This is a genomic window from Bosea sp. 124 (genome assembly GCF_003046175.1).
Lineage (GTDB): Bacteria > Pseudomonadota > Alphaproteobacteria > Rhizobiales > Beijerinckiaceae > Allobosea.
This window is the reverse complement of record NZ_PZZM01000001.1, coordinates 4,791,276-4,810,474: the sequence shown is the minus strand read 5'-3', so window position 1 is coordinate 4,810,474 and position 19,199 is coordinate 4,791,276. Positions and strand designations below refer to the sequence as shown.

Annotated in this window: 16 protein-coding genes; 13 read left to right on the top strand and 3 right to left on the bottom strand. The window is 68.1% G+C overall.

Going from position 1 to position 19,199, the window contains the following annotated elements; translation table 11 throughout:
- Window positions 1–4: 4 nt before the first annotated feature.
- Together C8D03_RS22750 and C8D03_RS22745 are read left to right on the top strand one after the other, a co-directional pair.
- Window positions 5–484 (top strand): type II toxin-antitoxin system RatA family toxin, encoded by a 480-nt coding sequence (locus C8D03_RS22750; protein WP_108051921.1) that lies wholly within the window; start codon window positions 5–7, stop codon window positions 482–484.
- A gap of 42 nt (window positions 485–526) precedes the next feature.
- Window positions 527–2,641, top strand: coding sequence for a fused MFS/spermidine synthase (locus C8D03_RS22745; RefSeq protein WP_108049915.1), 2,115 nt, complete (start codon window positions 527–529; stop codon window positions 2,639–2,641).
- A gap of 8 nt (window positions 2,642–2,649) precedes the next feature.
- On the opposite strand, the gene C8D03_RS22740 is transcribed toward C8D03_RS22745, so the two are convergent.
- Both C8D03_RS22740 and C8D03_RS22735 read right to left on the bottom strand, forming a co-directional pair.
- A complete protein-coding gene (locus C8D03_RS22740; RefSeq protein ID WP_108049913.1) occupies window positions 2,650–3,144 on the bottom strand; it encodes a CinA family protein in 495 nt (164 codons plus the stop codon).
- A gap of 15 nt (window positions 3,145–3,159) precedes the next feature.
- Complete coding sequence (locus C8D03_RS22735; RefSeq protein ID WP_248308583.1) at window positions 3,160–4,377, bottom strand: bifunctional 2-C-methyl-D-erythritol 4-phosphate cytidylyltransferase/2-C-methyl-D-erythritol 2,4-cyclodiphosphate synthase; 1,218 nt, start codon at window positions 4,375–4,377, stop codon at window positions 3,160–3,162.
- A gap of 189 nt (window positions 4,378–4,566) precedes the next feature.
- Here C8D03_RS22735 and dusB point away from each other — a divergent pair, with 189 nt between their 5' ends.
- From dusB to C8D03_RS22680, 11 genes are all read left to right on the top strand, one after another.
- Window positions 4,567–5,574, top strand: a complete 1,008-nt coding sequence (gene dusB / locus C8D03_RS22730) for a tRNA dihydrouridine synthase DusB (protein ID WP_108049909.1) — start codon at window positions 4,567–4,569, stop codon at window positions 5,572–5,574.
- An 82-nt stretch (window positions 5,575–5,656) separates the two neighbouring features.
- On the top strand, window positions 5,657–6,733 hold the full coding sequence (locus C8D03_RS22725; RefSeq protein ID WP_108051920.1) for a two-component system sensor histidine kinase NtrB: 1,077 nt from the start codon (window positions 5,657–5,659) through the stop codon (window positions 6,731–6,733).
- Between the two features lie 20 nt (window positions 6,734–6,753).
- Window positions 6,754–8,202 (top strand): nitrogen regulation protein NR(I), encoded by a 1,449-nt coding sequence (gene ntrC, locus C8D03_RS22720; RefSeq protein WP_108049907.1) that lies wholly within the window; start codon window positions 6,754–6,756, stop codon window positions 8,200–8,202.
- 126 nt (window positions 8,203–8,328) lie between these two features.
- On the top strand, window positions 8,329–10,644 hold the full coding sequence (locus C8D03_RS22715; protein WP_248308582.1) for a sensor histidine kinase NtrY-like: 2,316 nt from the start codon (window positions 8,329–8,331) through the stop codon (window positions 10,642–10,644).
- Window positions 10,641–12,008, top strand: coding sequence for a nitrogen assimilation response regulator NtrX (gene ntrX / locus C8D03_RS22710; protein WP_108049905.1), 1,368 nt, complete (start codon window positions 10,641–10,643; stop codon window positions 12,006–12,008). Before C8D03_RS22715 ends, ntrX begins: the two co-directional genes overlap by 4 nt.
- Window positions 12,009–12,233: 225 nt before the next feature.
- Window positions 12,234–12,482 (top strand): RNA chaperone Hfq, encoded by a 249-nt coding sequence (gene hfq, locus C8D03_RS22705; RefSeq protein WP_054207979.1) that lies wholly within the window; start codon window positions 12,234–12,236, stop codon window positions 12,480–12,482.
- A 5-nt stretch (window positions 12,483–12,487) separates the two neighbouring features.
- Window positions 12,488–13,870, top strand: coding sequence for a GTPase HflX (gene hflX / locus C8D03_RS22700; protein ID WP_108049903.1), 1,383 nt, complete (start codon window positions 12,488–12,490; stop codon window positions 13,868–13,870).
- Between the two features lie 184 nt (window positions 13,871–14,054).
- A complete protein-coding gene (locus tag C8D03_RS22695) occupies window positions 14,055–14,939 on the top strand; it encodes an alpha/beta fold hydrolase (protein ID WP_108049901.1) in 885 nt (294 codons plus the stop codon).
- Between the two features lie 103 nt (window positions 14,940–15,042).
- Window positions 15,043–16,593: a bifunctional aminoglycoside phosphotransferase/ATP-binding protein gene (locus tag C8D03_RS22690; RefSeq protein WP_108051918.1), complete on the top strand. Its 1,551-nt coding sequence runs from the start codon at window positions 15,043–15,045 to the stop codon at window positions 16,591–16,593.
- A 64-nt stretch (window positions 16,594–16,657) separates the two neighbouring features.
- Window positions 16,658–17,743, top strand: a complete 1,086-nt coding sequence (gene adhP / locus C8D03_RS22685) for an alcohol dehydrogenase AdhP (protein WP_108049899.1) — start codon at window positions 16,658–16,660, stop codon at window positions 17,741–17,743.
- Window positions 17,744–17,765: 22 nt separating this feature from the next.
- Entirely contained in the window at window positions 17,766–18,293 is a 528-nt protein-coding gene (locus tag C8D03_RS22680; protein ID WP_146170263.1) for a hypothetical protein, read from the top strand.
- Here the strand turns inward: C8D03_RS22680 and C8D03_RS22675 are convergent.
- Window positions 18,263–18,994, bottom strand: a complete 732-nt coding sequence (locus C8D03_RS22675) for a response regulator (RefSeq protein WP_108049895.1) — start codon at window positions 18,992–18,994, stop codon at window positions 18,263–18,265. The genes C8D03_RS22680 and C8D03_RS22675 overlap by 31 nt on opposite strands.
- Between the last annotated feature and the right edge of the window lie 205 nt (window positions 18,995–19,199).

Below are 19,199 nucleotides of genomic sequence, written 5' to 3'. Positions count from 1 at the left end.
CGCCATGCCGATGTTCAACAACACCCGCCGGGTGAAGCACAGCCCCGAGCAGATGTTCGCGCTCGTCGCCGATGTCGAGAAATACCCGCAATTCTTGCCGCTCTGCGAGGGGCTGACGGTGCGCCGCAGGACGCCCCGCGAAGGCGGCGGCGAGGTGCTGCTGGCGGATATGAGCGTCGGCTACAAGGCGATCCGCGAGACCTTCGCCAGCCGCGTGACGCTCGATCCGGACAATCTCAAGATCCTCGTCGAATATGTCGACGGGCCGTTCCGCTATCTGGAGAACCGCTGGACCTTCAAGCCGCATCCGGCCGGCTGCGAGATCGGCTTCTTCATCTCCTACGAGTTCGCCAGCCGGATGCTCGGGCTGCTGATGGGGGCGATGTTCGACAAGGCCTTCCGCAAATTCGCCGAGGCCTTCGAGCGCCGGGCCGATCTGGTCTATGGCGGTGACGCAGCGCGAACCGCGGTCACTGCCCCTTAAGCTCTTGCTGCGAATGTCCCCGCGACCGCCTGGGGACTTCGCATGGACGCGCCGACGACACACGCCGGAAGCCGGCTGGAATCCCGCCGCCTGGCGACGACCCTGCCGCTCTATGCCGGGACGATCTTCCTCTCCGCCTTCCTGCTCTTTGGCATCCAGCCGATGTTCGCCAAGATGGTGCTGCCTCGGCTCGGCGGCTCGCCCGGCGTCTGGTCGGTCGCCATGGTCTTCTTCCAGGCCGTGCTGCTCGCCGGCTACGGCTACGCCCATTGGCTGGTCAGCCGCTGCACAGTGCGGCGCGCCGCCCTGATCCACATCACGCTGATGGCGCTTGTCCTGCTCGTCGCACTGCCGATCGGCATCGCCGCAGGCTTCGAGCGACCGCCGCAGGAGGGCGAAATCCCCTGGCTGGTCATGCTGTTTGCGGCATCGGTCGGCCTGCCGTTCTTCGCGGTCGCGGCCAACGGGCCGCTGCTGCAGGCCTGGTTCGCGCGCACCGGCCACGCCCATGCGGGCGATCCGTATTTTCTCTATGCCGCCTCGAATATCGGCAGCTTTCTCGCGCTGATAGCCTATCCCTTCCTGGTCGAGCCTTTCCTGACCTTGTCGGTCCAGGCCGCTGCGTGGAGCTGGGGCTTCGGCCTGTTGCTGGCCGGCATCGCCGCCTGCGCCGGGCTCGGGCTCGGTCGCTCGCCCTCCGCATTGGCTGGCTCTCACGCGGCTCTCGTCCAGACGGCGATTCCGGCGCGGCAGAAGCTCGGCTGGGTCGCGCTCGCCTTCGTGCCCTCGGGGCTGCTCGTCGCGGTCACGGCGCATGTCTCGACCGACGTCGCCTCGGTGCCGCTGCTCTGGGTCGTGCCGCTCGCGCTCTTCCTGCTGACTTTCGTCATTGTTTTCCAGCGCAAGCCTCTGCTGCGCCATGGCTGGATGCTGCATGCCCAGCTCGTCTTCCTCGCGGGCTTCATGCTGTGGACGCTCTTTCAGCCGAAGCTGGGCTGGGGCGCCGAGCTCGCTTTGCATCTTGGCCTGTTCTTCACCACGGCGATGGTCGCGCATGGCGAACTCGCGCGCCGGCGGCCCGATGCTGCGAACCTGACGCAGTTCTATCTCTGGATGTCGGTCGGGGGCGTGCTCGGCGGGCTGTTCTGCGGCCTGCTCGCACCGGCCATCTTCAACTCGGTCGTCGAATATCCGATGCTGATCGTCGCCGGCGTGCTCTGCCGCCCGGGCTTCCTGACGCTCCGGCTGCCGCGCCTCGTGCAGGTTGGGCTCGCCGGCCTGATGTTGGCCGCGTCCGCCACGCTGATCGTCAAGGAGCAACAGCGCACCGACACGGTCAGGTCCTTCTTCGGCGTCAACCGGATCAGCGAGATCCAGGATGGCCGCTTCCGCACGCTCGTCCATGGCAGCACCGTCCACGGTGCCCAGCGGTTGCGCCATGACGACGGCTCTGCCGTCATCGGCAGGCCTGAGCCGCTGACCTATTACTTCACCGGGGGCGGCATCGCCGACGGCATCGACGCGGTGCGTCAGGCCCGTGGCGGCCGGCTGGGAGCGGTCGCAGCCATTGGCGTCGGGACGGGCTCGCTCGCCTGCCAGATGCTGCCTGGCGAGGACTGGACCTTCTACGAGATCGATCCCCAGGTCGTGCGCATCGCGACCGACCCGGCGCGCTTCCGGTTCTTCAGCGCCTGCGCCCCGGAGGCTCGCTTCGTTCTCGGCGATGCCCGGCTGACGCTCGCCGATGCCGCGGCCGGCTCGCTCGACCTGATCGTGGTCGATGCCTTCTCGTCGGATGCCATCCCGACGCATCTGATGACCACGGAGGCGATCGGCCTCTATCTCGCCAAGCTGAAGCCGAACGGGGCGGTGCTGTTCCACATCTCCAACCGCAACATGGAGCTTGGCCCGGTGGTGACCGCGACCGCTCACGCACGGGGGCTGACGACATGGATCCGCCCGTCGCGCCAGACCCCCGAGCTGATGGCGCAGATGAAGTTCTCGCCCCATGTCGCCCTGGTCGCGCGGCGGCCCGAGGATGTCGCCCTTGCCGCGGATCAGGGCTGGGTCCGGCAGGACGGACCGGGCACCGCCCGCGCCTGGCGTGACGACTATGCCGATGTGATGGGGGCGATCTGGCGCAAGTTCGCGCGCTGAGGCGGGGTTCAGGCGGTCAATGCCGCCTCCCGCAGCAGATCGAGCGCTTCGAGCACGCTGAGCCGACGAATCTCGTCACGGCCGACGGCCTTGAAGCGCTTCTCGCGATGCAGGGTCACGCCCGGGGCCGCGCAGGCGAAATGGACCAGTCCGACCGGCTTCACCTCGCTGCCACCGTCAGGGCCCGCCACGCCGGTGACCGAAACGGCGAGCCTGGCGTGAAGCCTGTCTCGTCCGCCCTCCGCCATGGCGCGCGCGACCTGTTCGCTGACCGCGCCATGGTCCGCGATCAACGCGGCAGGCACGCCGGCCAGCAGCGTCTTCATCTCATTGGAATAGGTGACGAGCCCGCCGACAACCATGCTGGACGAGCCCGAGATCGCCGTCAGCGCGCCGCAGACGAGGCCGCCCGTGCAGGATTCGACGGTGGCGACCGTGATGCCGCGCTCCCGGCTGATGTTGAGCAACTCCGCCGCCAGCGAGCGGATATCCAGATCGAACATGAGCGCTACTCCGGTTCAGGCAGGCGGATCGATTTCAGGCAGGCGGATCGTCGCGGTCGCGAGGGCTGCCAGTCCCTCCTTCCGACCTGTGAAACCCATCCGCTCGGATGTCGTCGCCTTGATCGCGACCTGGTCGATGCGAAGTCCGGCCGCCGCAGCGATGGTCTCGCGGATCGCCTCGCGATGCGGCCCGACCTTGGGCGCCTCGCAGACGATGGTGAGGTCGAGGAAATCGATGCGCCCGCCGCGCTGCCGGACGCGCTCGGCGGCAAAACTCAGGAAGCGGTGCGAGGCGGCGCCTTGCCATTGCGGGTCGCTCGGCGGGAAATGCGTGCCGATGTCGCCATCGGCCAGGGCGCCGAGCAGGGCGTCGGTCAGGGCGTGCAGCGCCACGTCGCCGTCGGAATGCGCCAGCACGCCGCGCGCATGCGCGATCCGGACGCCGCCCAGCCAGACATGGTCGCCGTCCGCGAAGGCATGGACATCGTAGCCGGTACCGACCCGCACGACGAGTGCGCGTCCGGCCGGCGCTCCGGCCCGGGCGAAGTCTTCCGGATGGGTCAGTTTCAAATTGGACGGCTCCCCCGGAAAGGTCGCGACCGGGTGCCCGGCCCATTCCATCAGCGCGGCGTCGTCGGTGAAGCCGTCGCGCCCCGCCGCGAAGGCAGCACGGTGCGCCGCCAGCAGCGCGTCGAAACGGAAGGCCTGCGGCGTCTGCACGCTGACCAGCCGGTCGCGCTGCGGCGTCTCGGCGATGCAGCCGCTGGCGTCGATCCGCTTGATCGTGTCGGTGACGGGCAGCACCGGGATCGCCGCGACGCAGTCGCGGCCGATCGTCCCGACCGCCGCGCCGATCAGCGCGGCGGAGACGAAGGGCCGGGCGGCGTCATGGACCAGCACGGCGCCGTTGAAGCCTGCCTCCGCCAGCGCCTCGAGGCCGAGCCGGACGGAGTCCTGCCGCGTCGCGCCGCCCGGTGTCGGCAGCGCCAGCCTGTCGTCGGCGATACTGGCGATCGCGTCGGCATAACGTGCCTCATCCCCGGCCCCGATCACCACCTTGATGCGCGTGATCGCCGGCAGCGCCAAAAACGGCGCCAGCGCCTGACCAAGAACAGGTCGCCCTCCGAGCATGCGATACTGCTTGGGCGCGTCCCCTCCGGCGCGCAGGCCCCGGCCGGCGGCGACCAGGAGCGCGGCGACGGGCACGGTGCTGTCATCTGGTTCGGCGGCCACGGCTATTGGTCCTGAGTGAGGTTCGGTGATAGTCGCAGGAGATGGGATCGCCAAGCCCGAACGCGGCGGCATCGGTGCGGCAGGGGTGCGGCAATGACGCAGTGCAATATTTCGCAAGCGCTCTTGCGCTCCTGCAGCAATGTCTAATAAATATGCATAATGCAGGCTGCCTCATATTCAGGCTCTGACATGTGTGCTTCGCGTCTCGCGGGGCTGGCGCAGCATGCTCTCCTTTCACCCGCTTTCCTGGCGCCGATGTCGGGCGTGACCGATATCGTGATGCGCCGTATCGCGGCCCGTTATGGTGCCGGTCTCGTCGTTTCGGAGATGGTCGCCTCGGACGAGTTCGTTCGCGGCAGTGAGGAAGCGCGCATCCGGGCGGAAGGGGCCGGCGTCTCGCCGCATGTCGTCCAGCTCGCCGGCTGCGATCCGCACTGGCTCGGCGAGGCCGCGCGCCTGGCCGAGGCCAACGGCGCCGCGATCATCGACATCAACATGGGCTGCCCGGCCAAGAAGGTGACGGGCGGCTGGGCTGGCTCCGCCCTGATGCGCGATCTCGACCATGCGATTTCGCTGGTCGAGGCCGCCGTCGCCGCCGTGACGATCCCGGTTACGGTCAAGATGCGCCTCGGCTGGGACGATGCCTCGCGCAATGCCCCCGAACTTGCGCGCCGGGCCGTCTCCGCCGGTGCGCAGATGATCACCGTGCACGGCCGCACCCGCCAGCAGTTCTACAAGGGAGTGGCCGATTGGGCCGCAATCCACGCGGTTCGCGCCGCGGGTGATTTTCCGCTCGTCGCCAATGGCGACATCCACGATGTCTCGGACGCCCGCGCCTGCCTGTCGCAGTCGGGGGCGGATTTCGTCATGGTCGGCCGGGCTGCGCTCGGGCGGCCCTGGCTCGTCGGGGCGGTCGGCGCCGAGCTCGCCGGCCGGACCGCGCCACAGCTCACGCTCGCGCAGAAGCTTTCTGTTGCGCGGGAGCACTATGAAGAACTCCTGAGCCTGATGGGCCAGGCTCATGGCGTGCGCCACGCCCGCAAGCATCTGGCGGCCTATGCCGACGAGGCGATCGAGAATGGTGGCGCCCCCGACCCGGAACGGCGCCGCATGCTCCTGACGTCGGACGAGCCGCGCCAGGTGATCGAGGCGCTGACCCGCCTTTTCTCCCATGAATGCAGCCGCGCTGCGGCCTGAATTAAGGGTAACGCGTATGACGATGGCGTTCGCCGAGAGCGGCGGAAAAGGCAGGGACGAGTTCCTGCTCGATCCGATCGAGATGCAGGCCCTCAACGTCCTGCCGATGCCGGTCGTCGTCATCGGCGAGGGCCACGGCATCCTCTATGCCAATACCGCCGCGGAGGATTTCTTCCAGTCGAGCGCCGTCGTCCTGAAGCGCCAGCGCATCGACGACCTGATCGCCTTCGGCTCACCCGTGCTGGCCTTGGTCGAGGAGGTTCAACGCCGCGGCTCCAGCGTCAGCGAGTACCGGCTCGACCTCGGCTCGCCGCGCCTCGGCGCCGATCGGGTGGTGGATGTTTTTGCATCACCGCTGCCCGGCCACGGCGATACCGTCGTACTTATGCTGCAAGAACGGACAATTGCTGAAAAAATGGACAGACAACTGACCCATAGAGGGGCAGCCCGGTCCATCACGGCGCTCGGCGCCATGCTTGCCCATGAGATCAAGAACCCGCTTTCGGGCATTCGCGGCGCTGCCCAGCTACTCGAAGCGACCGTGCCGGACGAAGAGCGCATCCTGACCCAGCTCATCTGCGACGAGACCGACCGGATCGTGAAGCTCGTCGAGCGGGTCGAGCTGTTCGGCGACGAGCGCCCGACCGAGCGCGATCCGGTCAACGTCCATGACGTGCTCGACCATGTGAAACGCCTGGCGCAGTCGGGCTTCGCCCGGCACATCCGCTTCAACGAAATCTACGATCCCTCGCTGCCGCCGGTCTCCGGCAACCGCGACCAGCTCGTCCAGGTCCTACTGAATCTGGTCAAGAATGCAGCTGAATCAATCGGCACCCATGCGATCGACGGCGAGATCACCCTGACCACCGCCTACCGGCCGGGCATCCGCATGCAGCTCGCGGGATCGGCCGGCAGGATCGCGCTGCCGCTCGAGATCGGCATCCGCGACAACGGGCCGGGCGTGCCCTCCGATCTGCTGCCGCACCTGTTCGATCCCTTCGTCACGACCAAGGCACAGGGCAGTGGCCTTGGACTTGCACTTGTCGCCAAGGTGATCGGCGATCACGGCGGGATCGTCGAATGCGAATCCGTCTCCCGCCGCACGACGTTCAGAATTCTGCTGCCCTTGCACCAGCTTCGGGCACGGCAGGCAGTTTGAGGCCTACAGGACCACAGTGAATGCCGACCGGTAACATTCTCGTCGCGGATGACGACGCCGCGATCCGCACCGTTCTCAATCAGGCCCTCGCCAGGGCCGGATATGAGGTACGGACCACCGGCCAGGCGGCGACGCTCTGGACCTGGGCCGCGCAGGGCTTGGGCGACCTCATCATCACGGACGTCGTGATGCCTGACGGCAACGCCTTCGATCTGCTGCCGCGCATCAAGCGCGTGCGTCCCGATCTGCCGATCATCGTGATGAGCGCGCAGAACACCTTCATGACCGCGATCAAGGCCTCCGAGCGCGGCGCCTACGAATACCTGCCGAAGCCCTTCGACCTGAAGGAACTCGTCGCGATCGTCGGCCGCGCCCTGTCGCGTCCGCGGGGCGACGGCGGCCGCGCCCATGCCGCCGAACCCGACGACATCCCGCTGATCGGCCGTTCGCCAGCGATGCAGGACGTCTATCGCGCGCTCGCCCGGCTGATGCCGATCGACCTCACCGTCATGATCAACGGCGAATCCGGCACCGGCAAGGAACTGGTCGCGCGCGCCCTGCATGACTACGGCAAGCGCAAGAACGGCCCTTTCGTTGCGATCAACATGGCCGCGATTCCGAAGGACCTGATCGAATCCGAGCTGTTCGGCCATGAGAAGGGCGCCTTCACCGGCGCGCTGACACGCTCGTCGGGCCGGTTCGAGCAGGCCGAGGGCGGTACGCTCTTCCTCGACGAGATCGGCGACATGCCGATGGAGGCCCAGACCCGGCTTCTGCGCGTGCTCCAGCAGGGCGAGTACACCACCGTCGGCGGCCGCACCCCGATCAAGACCAATGTCCGCATCGTCGCCGCGACCAACAAGGACCTGCGCATCTCGATCGCCCAGGGCCTGTTCCGCGAGGATCTGTTCTTCCGGCTGAACGTAGTGCCGATTCGCCTGCCGCCGCTGCGCGAGCGCGTCGAGGATATCCCCGATCTGGCGCGCCATTTCTTCTCGCTGGTCGAGAAGGAGGGGCTGCCGCGCAAGCAGATCGACTCCGAGGCGATGGACGTGATGCGTCGCTATCGCTGGCCGGGCAATGTCCGCGAGCTCGAGAACCTCGTGCGCCGCCTCGCCGCACTTTATCCGCAGGAAACCATCACGGCGCCGATCGTCGAGGCGGAACTGCAGCCTGCCAGCGCAAGCACGGGCTTTTCCGGCGGCGCGGCGCAGGAGCGCGCCGAAACCCTGTCGGGCTCCGTCGAGCGCCATCTCAACCAGTATTTTGGCGGGTTTGGCGACAATATTCCGCCGCCCGGCCTGTATCATCGCATCCTGCGCGAGGTCGAGCCGCCGCTGATCGCGGCAGCCTTGGCCGCAACCCGCGGAAACCAGATTCGCGCCGCCGAACTACTGGGACTAAATCGCAACACCTTGCGCAAGAAGATCCGCGAACTCGACATGCAGGTGGTCCGCTCGCCACGCTGATCGGCGAGGGCGGCGATCCCGCCTTTCATATGTCATATTTTGACAACACCGTTGCGTCGGCGCATCAGTACCGCGCGGTGGGTCGGGTCTATTGGGATTCCGGCCGCACGGGAGTTGTTCGAAATCGTGTCAGCCTCTGCCAGTGACGTCAGGATCGTGCCGCGCGCCGATGACACGCCGCGCCGCGTCTCCGGCTGGCTCGGGGCGACAATCGTCGTCTTCGCGCTCGTCTCGGCGCTGGTCACCTTCCTGGTCCTGTCCGGCGTCACGCCGGTCGTCCCGGTCCACGAGGTCGTCGTCGGCGTCTTCGTCCTCAATGCCCTCCTGATCCTGCTGCTGCTGGTCGTCGTCGCCTTCGAGACGGCGGTGCTGATCCGCGCGCGGCGCGCGGGAGCAGCAGCCGCCGGTCTGCATGTGCGCATCGTCGGCCTGTTCAGCATCATCGCGGCGCTGCCGGCCGTGCTCGTCGCGGTGATCGCGACCGTCACGATCGAGCGCGGCCTCGAGCCGTGGTTTTCCGACCGGATGCGCGATGCGATCTTCCGGTCGGTCGAGGTAGCGGATGCCTATGCCGGCGCGCAGTGCAAATCGCTCGGCCGCGAAATCCGCGTGCTCGCCGACGACCTCTCGCGCGCCAAACCGGCCTATGACGTCGACCGCAAATGGTTCGAGACCTTCCTGACGGCGCGCGCGACGGCGCTCGGCGTGCCGGTCGTGGCGATCATGCAGCCGCCTGACAAGGTGCTGGCGCGAGCCAATCTCGACGTGCTGCGCGGCGCCCCGAAGCCCGACGAGGCCGCCTTCGAGGATGCGCAATCGGCCCCGGAGCCGATCTGTGTCGTTCCGTCCTCCGGCCGCATCTTCGGCGCGCTGGTCAAGCTGCCGGCCTATGACAACGCCTTCCTGCACATCGCCCGCGAGGTCGATCCGCTGGCGGTCGAGTTCCCGGCCGTGGCGCGGGCGGCAGCGGCCGAGTACCTTTCGATCGACGCGCGCCGCAAGGGCGTTCAGGTCGCCTTCGCCTCGATGTACGGCCTGATCGCGGTGATCCTGCTGCTCTCGGCGATCTGGCTCGGGCTGAGCTTCGCGAACCGGCTCGTGGCGCCGATCCGGCGGATGATCCATGCCACCGATCAGGTGTCGAGCGGCAATTTCTATGTCCAGGTGCCGATCCGGCGCTCCGAGGGCGACCTCGCCCATCTCGGCGAGACCTTCAACAAGATGACGGCCGAACTGCGCCGCCAGCGCGACGGGCTGGTCACGGCGAGCGAGGTGATCGACCGACGACGGCGCTTCACCGAGACGGTGCTCTCCGGCGTCTCGTCCGGGGTTCTCAGCCTGGACGGCGACGGTCACATCACCATCATCAACCGCTCGGCCGAGAGCCTGCTTGGCACCGGCGGGCGCCTGCTCGGCGAATCGATCGCGCTGGTCGCGCCGGAGATCGCAGCCTTCGCTACGGAGGCCTTGCACGGGCGGCAGCGCCAGAGTTCCGGACAGATCGCGATCACCCGCGGCGGGCGCGACCGCATGGTCAATGTCCGCGCCGTGCGGGAAGGCGAGGGCGCCGGCGCCGGGCTCGTGATCACGCTCGACGACATCACCGATCTCGTCTCGGCCCAGCGCACCGCCGCCTGGGCGGATGTGGCGCGCCGCATCGCCCATGAGATCAAGAACCCGCTGACACCGATCCAGCTTTCGGCCGAGCGCATCCGGCGCAAGTTCGGGCGCGTGATCGTCGAGGACAAGGATGTCTTCGACCAGTGTACGGCGACGATCGTGCGACAGGTCGAGGATATCAGGCGCATGGTCGACGAGTTCTCGTCCTTCGCCCGCATGCCGAAGCCCTCGCTGACGCAGGACGATATCGCCGAGACGGTGCGCCAGATCGTCTTCCTGATGCGGGTCGGCAATCCCGAGCTGACCATCACGGAGAACCTGCCGCAGGGCTCCGTCCTCGCCCGGTTCGACCGGCGGCTGCTCTCCCAGGCGCTGACCAACGTCATCAAGAACGCCACCGAGGCGATCGAGGCGGTGCCGATGGACGAACGCGGCCCCGGCTGCATCGACGTCACCTTCGAGCGGCGCGAGGACGGCCGGATCGTCATCGAGGTGATCGACAACGGCAAGGGACTGCCGGCGGACCAGCGCCAGAAGCTGCTGGAGCCCTATATGACGACCCGCGAGGGCGGCACCGGGCTCGGCCTCGCCATCGTCGGCAAGATCCTTGAGGACCATGGCGGCGGCATCGAATTGCTCGACCGGCCGGACGCGGCCGAGGGCCGGCGCGGCGCCCGTATCAGGCTCTGGTTTCCGGAGACCGGGCCGTCACCTGAAGAGAACCCCGAGGGCAGCCGCAGCGACCAAGGAACGGTCCAGGGATCGGACCAGGCCAGGGCCGCAGCGGCAGGACGGGAAAAGCAAGATGGGATACGCGTATGAGCGCTGACATTCTGGTCGTGGACGACGAGACAGACATCCGCGAACTGGTCGCTGGCCTGCTGGAGGACGAAGGCTACCGCACGCGCAAGGCGAGCTCCGCGGACGAGGCGCTGGCCGCCATCGCGGCGCGGCGTCCGAACCTGGTCTTCCTCGACATCTGGCTTCAGGGCAGCCGCCTCGACGGCCTGCAGGTGCTCGAACTGATCAAGCAAGGCCATCCCGATCTGGCGGTCGTGATGATCTCCGGTCACGGCAACATCGAGACCGCCGTCTCCGCGATCAAGAGCGGGGCCTATGATTTCATCGAGAAGCCGTTCAAGGCCGACCGTCTCGTGCTCGTCGCCGAGCGCGCGCTGGAGGCCTCGCGGCTGCGGCGCGAGGTCCGCGAGCTGAAGAAGGGCTCCGTCCAGGCCAGCCGCATCGTCGGCCGCTCCACCGTGGTCAACCAGCTGCGCCAGACCATCGATCGCGTCGCGCCGACCAATGCGCGCGTGCTGATTACCGGCGAGCCCGGTTGCGGCAAGGAGCTGGCCGCGCGCACGCTGCACGAGGCGTCGACCCGGTCCTCGGGACCGTTCGTCGTCATCAACGCCGCGACGATCACGCCCGAGACGATGGAGGAGGAGCTCTTCGGCGTCGAGGCCGGCGAGGGTCGGTCGCGCCGCGTCGGCGCGCTCGAGGAGGCGCATGGCGGCTCGCTCTACATCGACGAGATCGGCGACATGCCGCGCGAGACCCAGAACCGCATCCTGCGCGTGCTGGTCGACCAGAACTTCCAGCGCGTCGGCGGCGCGACCCGCGTCCATGTCGATGTCCGCATCGTCTCGTCGACCAGCCGGGATCTGGCGCAACTGATCGCCGATGGCCGCTTCCGCGAGGACCTCTATCACCGCCTCTCGGTCGTGCCGGTGAAGGTGCCGGCCCTGTCGGAACGCCGCGAGGACGTGCCGGAACTGATCGAGTTCTTCATGGAGCAGATCTCGGTGGCCTCCGGCCTGCCCAAGCGCCGCATCGGCCAGGATGCGATGGCAGTGCTGCAATCGCATGAATGGCCGGGCAACGTTCGCGAGCTGCGCAACAATGTCGAGCGGCTGATGATCCTGACCAAGGGCGATCCCACGGCCGACATCACCGTCGACATGCTTCCGGCAGAGGTCGGTGCCATGGTGCCGACGACGCCCTCGGGCTCCGGCGGCGAGCGGCTGATGAGCCTGCCGCTGCGCGACGCGCGTGAAATCTTCGAGCGCGAATACCTGATCGCGCAGATCGCGCGCTTCTCGGGCAACATCTCGCGCACGGCGGAGTTCATCGGCATGGAGCGCTCGGCGCTGCACCGCAAGCTGAAGTCGCTCGGCGTCGGCTGAGGCGCGGGACCGGGCGATGTCAGGCGCGCCCTGCATGCGTCCTTGCACGCGACGCAGGCAGATCGCTCGCCTGCGGGGCAATGTTGCACTTGCGTTGTGGCCGGGATCGACGATCTAATAAGACGTCGGTGTCCCGAAGCGGCAGGCGTTCGCCTGCGCTGCGAACGGGACGAAATGGATCGCGGGCTTGAACCCGATCAGCGATCCCAACAACAGGGGCTACCCATGGCCGCAGAGCGGGCACAAAACCTTCAGGACACGTTCCTCAACTATGTACGCAAGCAGAAGATTCCGCTGACGATCTTCCTCGTCAACGGCGTCAAGCTGCAAGGCGTCGTCACCTGGTTCGACAATTTCTGCGTCTTGCTGCGACGCGACGGGCACTCGCAGCTCGTCTACAAGCATGCGATCTCGACCATCATGCCGGGCCATCCCGTGCAGCTGTTCGAGCCCGAGGAACAGGACAAGGCCTGACCTCGATGGGCGCCCGCAGCGATGCGGACGAGGCGCGGGCGGCAACCAGACCGCTCGACGCCATCGAACGCGAGATCGCAGCCAACACCCGCGCCTTCGTCATCGGCCCCTATCACCAGCGTCGCGGGGCCGCCGACGCCAACCAGCGTTCCTTCGCGGCGCGGCTCGACGAGGCGGTCGGGCTCGCGGCTGCGATCGACCTCACCGTTGTCGAGCCGATCCAGGTCCTGCTGACCGCGCTGCGGCCCGCGACCTACCTCGGCAAGGGCAAGGTCGAGGAGATCGCCGAGCGGATCAAGCTCGAGGAGATCGGCCTCATCGTGATGGACTGCGCGCTTTCGCCGGTGCAGCAGCGCAATCTCGAAAAGGCCTTTGGCTGCAAGGTCATCGACCGCACCGGCCTGATCCTCGAGATCTTCGGCCGCCGGGCGCGCACCCGCGAGGGCGCGCTGCAGGTCGAGCTTGCGCATCTCAACTATCAGAAGAGCCGGCTGGTGCGGTCCTGGACCCATCTGGAACGGCAGCGCGGCGGCTTCGGCTTCCTCGGCGGCCCCGGCGAAACCCAGATCGAGGCCGACCGGCGCATCATCCAGGAGCGCATGACCAAGATCGAGCGCGATCTGGAGAGCGTCAAGCGCACGCGCGGGCTGCACCGCGCCAGCCGCAAGCGCGTGCCTTATCCGGTCGTGGCGCTGGTCGGTTACACCAATGCCGGCAAATCGACGCTATTCAACCGCCTGACCTCGGCCGAGGTGCTGGCGCAGGACATGCTGTTCGCCACGCTCGATCCGACGGCACGCGCGCTCAAGCTGCCGCATGGCGCCCGGATCATGCTCTCCGACACCGTCGGCTTCATCTCCGACCTGCCGACGCAGCTCGTCGCCGCCTTTCGCGCGACGCTGGAGGATGCGATCGAGGCCGACGTTCTGCTGCATGTCCGCGACGTCGCCCATGAGGATACGCAGGCCCAGGCCGCCGACGTCCAGGCGATCCTGCGCGATCTCGGCATCGACCCCGATGACGGGCAGCGTGTCGTCGAGGTCTGGAACAAGTCGGACCTGCTGGCCCCGGAAGAGCGCGAGCGCCAGCTCGGCCTCGCCGGGTTGAAGCCCGAGACCGCGAGGCCGGTTCTGGTCTCGGCGCTGACGGGAGACGGCCTCGGCCGGCTCACCGACGCGATCGAGACCCGCATCGCCCGCAGCCGGCCGGTCTATCGCCTGTCGCTCGCGCCGGGCGACGGCAAGTCGCTGGCCTGGCTCCACGCCAATGGCGAGATTCTCGAACGGGAGGATGCCGAGGATGGCACGCTGGCCCTGACGGTGCGGCTGCCGCCCGAGCGGGAAGGGGCTTTTGGTGTCCGTTTCCCGGAGGCGCGGAGAGGCAGCTAGTCCGCACGGTGTGTCCGCCCGCATGGCGTCGAACGCCCATGCGGCGATCAGCGCGATGCTGTTTCGGATTGTTCCATTTCGTCAATTCCTGCAATCACTTGCCCGGAAGCCTTCGTGAGCGTATCGCTCGTCTGGACGGCCGATGCGGCGATGATGAAGCGTCGATCTGGTGGGGAGAGACGGCATGGGCACGCGCGAGCTGCAATGGTCGTGGCAGGGCACGCCGGTCCACCTGGGTCTCGATGAGCGCGGCGAGGGCTCGACGGTCCTGCTGCTGCCGGCGCTCAGCTCGATTGCGACACGAAGCGAAATGTTGCCGCTGATGGAGCGGCTGGCGGGCAGCCACCACGTGGTGACGGTCGACTGGCCGGGCTTCGGCGATCTGCCGCGGCCGCGTCTCGACTGGTCGCCCGACATGCTGTCGGCCTTCCTCGACTGGCTGCTTGAAAGCGTGGTGCCCCGCCCTGCAGCCATCGTTGCGGCCGGCCATGCAGCGACCTATGCCATGCAGCATCTTGCCACGCATCCCGGGGCTACCGGCAGGCTTGTCCTCGTCGCACCGACCTGGCGCGGCCCGTTCCCGACGATGAGCGGCGGCCAGCGCCCCTGGTTCGCCCGTGTCAGGGCCGCGATCGATGCCCCCGTGCTGGGTCATGCCCTTTACGCGCTGAACCTCAGTCGGCCGGTCATCCGCAAGATGGTGACCGAGCATGTCTACAGCGACCCGTCCTGGCTGACGCCGGCGCGGTTTCAGTCGAAGCAAGCCGTGACGACGGCGCCGGGCGCCCGCCATGCCTCGGTCCGCTTCGTCACCGGCGCGCTCGACCGTGTCGGCAGCCGCGCGGCCTTCCTGGCGTTGGCGGACCGCGTCGCGGTGCCGAAGCTGATGATCTATGGCGAGGAGGCGCCGCGGAAGTCCCGCGCCGAGATGGAAGCGCTGGCGGCGCAGCCCGGCATCGACACCCTGCTGCTGCCGCGCGGCAGGCTCGCGCTGCATGAGGAGTTTCCCGACGCGGTCGCCGCCGCGATCACCCGCTTTCTTCACGCCGGGGACGCGCTTTCGGCATAGCGCATCGGACCGCAAAACCGAACGGGCACCCGCGTTGATTCAGGTCAACGAAGCCGCGGCCGCCGGTCCCGATGATAACACCGAGAACCGCAGGGAGCACGAGATGGCGATCGAAACCGAGGGCGACGTGCTCGCCTTCCTGATGTCGGATCCGGGCCTGGGCAAGGGCGCGGCCGATGCGAAGGTGATCACGACGCATATCTCGACCGTGCTGCTGATCGGCCCGCGGGCTTTCAAGCTGAAACGGCGCGTGCATCTGCCCTATGTCGATTTCTCGACGGCCGGGAAGCGTCTCGCCGCCTGCGAGCAGGAATTGCGGCTCAACCGCAGAACGGCGCCCGGCCTCTATCGCGCGCTGCGCCGGGTGACGCGGGAGCCGGATGGCCGGCTCGCCCTGGACGGCGCTGGCCCGCTCGTCGACGCGGTAGTCGAGATGGCCCGCTTCGACGAGGATGGCCTGTTCGATCGCATGGCGCTCGCGGGGGCCCTGACACCTGCCTTGATGACGTCGCTGGCGCGGCGGATCGCGGCCTTTCATGCCGATGCGGCGGTCGATCGCAGGCACGGCGGAGCGCAGGCGATGGCGGCGGTGCTCGACGTCAACGAGCGCGGCCTCACGCTCACCGATGTCTTCTCCGGCGAGGATGTCGCCGCGCTGAACGCCGCCTGCCGCGGCGCTCTCGCCCGCCATGCCGCGCTGCTCGATGCCCGTGCGCGCGATGGCAAGGTTCGCCGCTGCCATGGCGACCTCCATCTGCGCAACATCTGCCTCGTCGACGGCGTGCCGACCCTGTTCGATTGCCTCGAGTTCGACGAGGCCCTCGCGACGACCGACATCCTCTACGATCTCGCCTTCGTCCTGATGGACCTCTGGCACCGGGGCCTGGAGGGCCTCGCGAACACGCTGTTCAACCGCTATCTGGACGAGACCGGCGAGGAGGCCGGGCTTCCGCTCCTGCCGTTTTTCATGGCGGTGCGCGCCACCGTTCGGGCCCATGTCGTCGCGGTTCAGGTGGACAGCGCCGGGGCCGATGCGGCGACCCGGCAGGCCGAGGCCCGGTCCTATCTCGGCCTCGCCCGTGATTGCCTGAAGCCCTGCCGCCCCCGTCTGGTCGCGGTCGGCGGGTTGTCCGGCTCGGGCAAATCGACCGTCGCGGCAGCGGTCGCACCGGGGATCGGCCCTGTCCCCGGCGCCCGCATCCTCGCCAGCGATCGCATCCGCAAGCGCCGGTTCGGCGTCGCGGCGGAAACCCGGCTGCCGGCCGAGGCGTATCGCTCCGAGGTCTCGGCACAGGTCTATGAGGCGCTTTTCGACCATGCGGCGGGTGTCCTGCGCAGCGGCCATGGCGTCGTTGTCGACGCGGTGTTCGACCGCGCACCGGATCGCGCGCGCATCGAACATGTTGCCGCGCAGGCGGGCGCTCGCTTTCAGGGGCTCTGGCTCGAAGCCGGTATCGAGACGTTGATGCAGCGTGTCGCCGCAAGGCGCGACGATCCTTCCGACGCAACGCCGGACGTCGTGCGCGAACAGGCGCAGCGGCAGCCGGCGGCGGTCGCATGGACGCATCTCGCCACCGAAGCCGGCCCGGACACGGTCTGCAGGCTGGCGAGGCAGGCCCTGGCCCTTCGTCAGCCGTCCGATTCCACCGCTTGATCTCGCTCAAGGCCGGATTCGTCCCGGCCTCTACCATGCTTCCCCAAGGCGAGGAGACGGATCCATGGCGAAGACGATGAAGGCCGCTGTCGTGCGGACGCTGGGCGGGCCACTGACGATCGAGGATGTACCGATCCCGGTTCCGGGGCCGGGCGAATTGCTGGTCAAGGTGCGGGCCTGCGGTGTCTGCCACACCGATCTCCACGCAGCCGATGGCGACTGGCCGGTCAAGCCGGCCCCGCCCTTCATTCCGGGTCACGAGGTGGCGGGTGTGGTCGCGGCGCTCGGCCCGGGCGTCACCGATTTCAAGCTGGGCGACGCCGTCGGCGTGGCCTGGCTGCATGATTCCTGCCTGCGCTGCGAATATTGCGAGACCGGCTGGGAGACGCTCTGCGAGCATCAGCACAACACCGGCTACAGCTGCAATGGCGGCTTCGCCGAATATGCGATCGCCTCAGCCGCCTTCGCCGCAAGGCTGCCTGCCGATGTCGATTTCGCCCAGATGGCGCCGATCCTCTGCGCCGGCGTCACCACCTATAAGGGGCTGAAGGAGACCGAGGCGCGGCCGGGCCAATGGGTCGTCGTTTCCGGCATCGGCGGCCTCGGCCAGGTCGCGATCCAGTATGCCAGGGCGATGGGGCTGAAGGTCGTGGCGGTCGACATTGCCGCCGACAAGCTCGCTTTGGCCCGCGAGACGGGCGCGGATGTCGTCATCGACGCCCGCTCCCCAACAGCGATCGACGACGTCGTCAAGGCGACGGGCGGCGGCGCGCATGGCGTGCTCGTCACGGCGGTTTCGCCGCCGGCCTTTGCCCAGGCCGTGCGCATGGCGCGGCGCAAGGGCATGGTCGCGCTTGTCGGCCTGCCGCCCGGCGAGTTCCCGACGCCGATCTTCGATGTCGTGCTGAAGCGCATCACCCTGCGCGGCTCGATCGTCGGCACGCGCCGGGATCTCGACGAGGCCATCGCCTTCGCGGCCGAGGGCAAGGTCCGCGCCCGGATCGGCACGGCGTCCCTGGGCGACATCAACGCGATCTTCGAGCGGCTGAAGCAGGGCGGGGTCGAGGGCCGGATCGTGCTAGACCTGTCCCTCCCGATCGTCGCTTCGGCGCGGGCGCCGGAGTTGGCGTCGGGCCAGGCCGCCCGGTGAGGGCGGCGCCGGACACCCGCAGGTGAGGGGCCTGACGATGCATCCTGCCTATACGATCGCGCGGATCACCCCCGGACAGGTCGATGCGGCTTATCTGCTGGCCGGCCCGCTCGCCCCGGCGCTCGATCTCGAGCGCTGGCGCAGCTATTGCGGCCAGATGTTGTCGGGCAAGGGCGTAACCGCCGATCAGCATGACATCGCGGTCGCCGTGAACCCGCTCGGCTATGTGCAGGGCCTCTGCATCCATGGTCTGGCCCGGCACGTCGTCCATGGGACGATCCTCGATGTGCCGATCTTCGCGGTCGCCAGCGCCGCCGACGGGATCGGCGTCGCCGCCGCATTGCTGCAGCACCTCTGCACGGTGGCCGGTCGGCTCGACTGCGCCGCGATCCGCATCCGGACAGGCGGCGCGGAACCCTGGCAGCGCCAGCTCGAGGATCACACCCTGACCGATGGCCAGATTCGCATACCCGTGATTCTCAACGCGGCGTACGCCCTCGACGTGCCCTGGGCCGGCTATCAGGGTGCGGACCTGCCCGTGAAGACATAGCCGATCCCGCGCACCGACTTGATCAGGGCCGGTTGCTTCGGGTCCCGCTCGACCTTCTTGCGCAGCCGCGCGATCTGCGCGTCGATCGTCCGGTCGAAGGCCTCGAGCCGGCGGCCATGCGTGATATCCATCAGCACATCGCGCGAGAATACGCGCCCCGGATACCGGGCCAGCGCGGCCAGCATGTCGAACTCGCCGGTGGTGAGAACGATCTCTGTGCCATCGGCCGTGACGAGCTGCCGCCGGCCGAGATCGAGGCGCCAGCCGTCGAAATGGATGACGTCCTGCGCCTCGGCGCTCGGCGCGGCCACGGGCGGCTGGCGCCGGCGCAGGATGGTCCTGAGCCTCGCCAGCACCTCGCGCAGATGGAACGGCTTCGGGATGTAGTCGTCCGCGCCGATCTCGAGCCCGACGATCCTGTCAACGACGTCGTCGCGCCCGGTCAGCATGATGATCGGCACGTCCGAGCGCGATCGGACGTCGCGCGCCAGCATGAGGCCGTCCTCCCCCCCGGGCAGGACGAGGTCCAGCAGAATCACGTCGACCGGCGTCTTCTGCAGGCAATCGCGCATCGCCCCGCCGTCGCCAACGGCCGTCACGCGGTAGCCTTCGTCCTCGAAATAGCGAATCAGCATCTGGCGGATGCGGATATCGTCGTCCACGACCAGAATGTGCTCATTGCGGGCTGCCAGATCAGTCATATCGGATGCGCCGCCCCCCATCGTCGCGGTCGTTGTTACAATACGTCACATTTTCGCACGGTTTGTGACCGTCGCGCCGTTCGGGCGTTACCAGAGTGGGTTCAATTCAGCGCGTCGATCACACAGGAGAGACGCGCCGATGCTTTCGCAAGCCACAATGTCACAGCAGCCCGGAGCTGTCAGGCGATTCGCCGCGGCCCCGTGC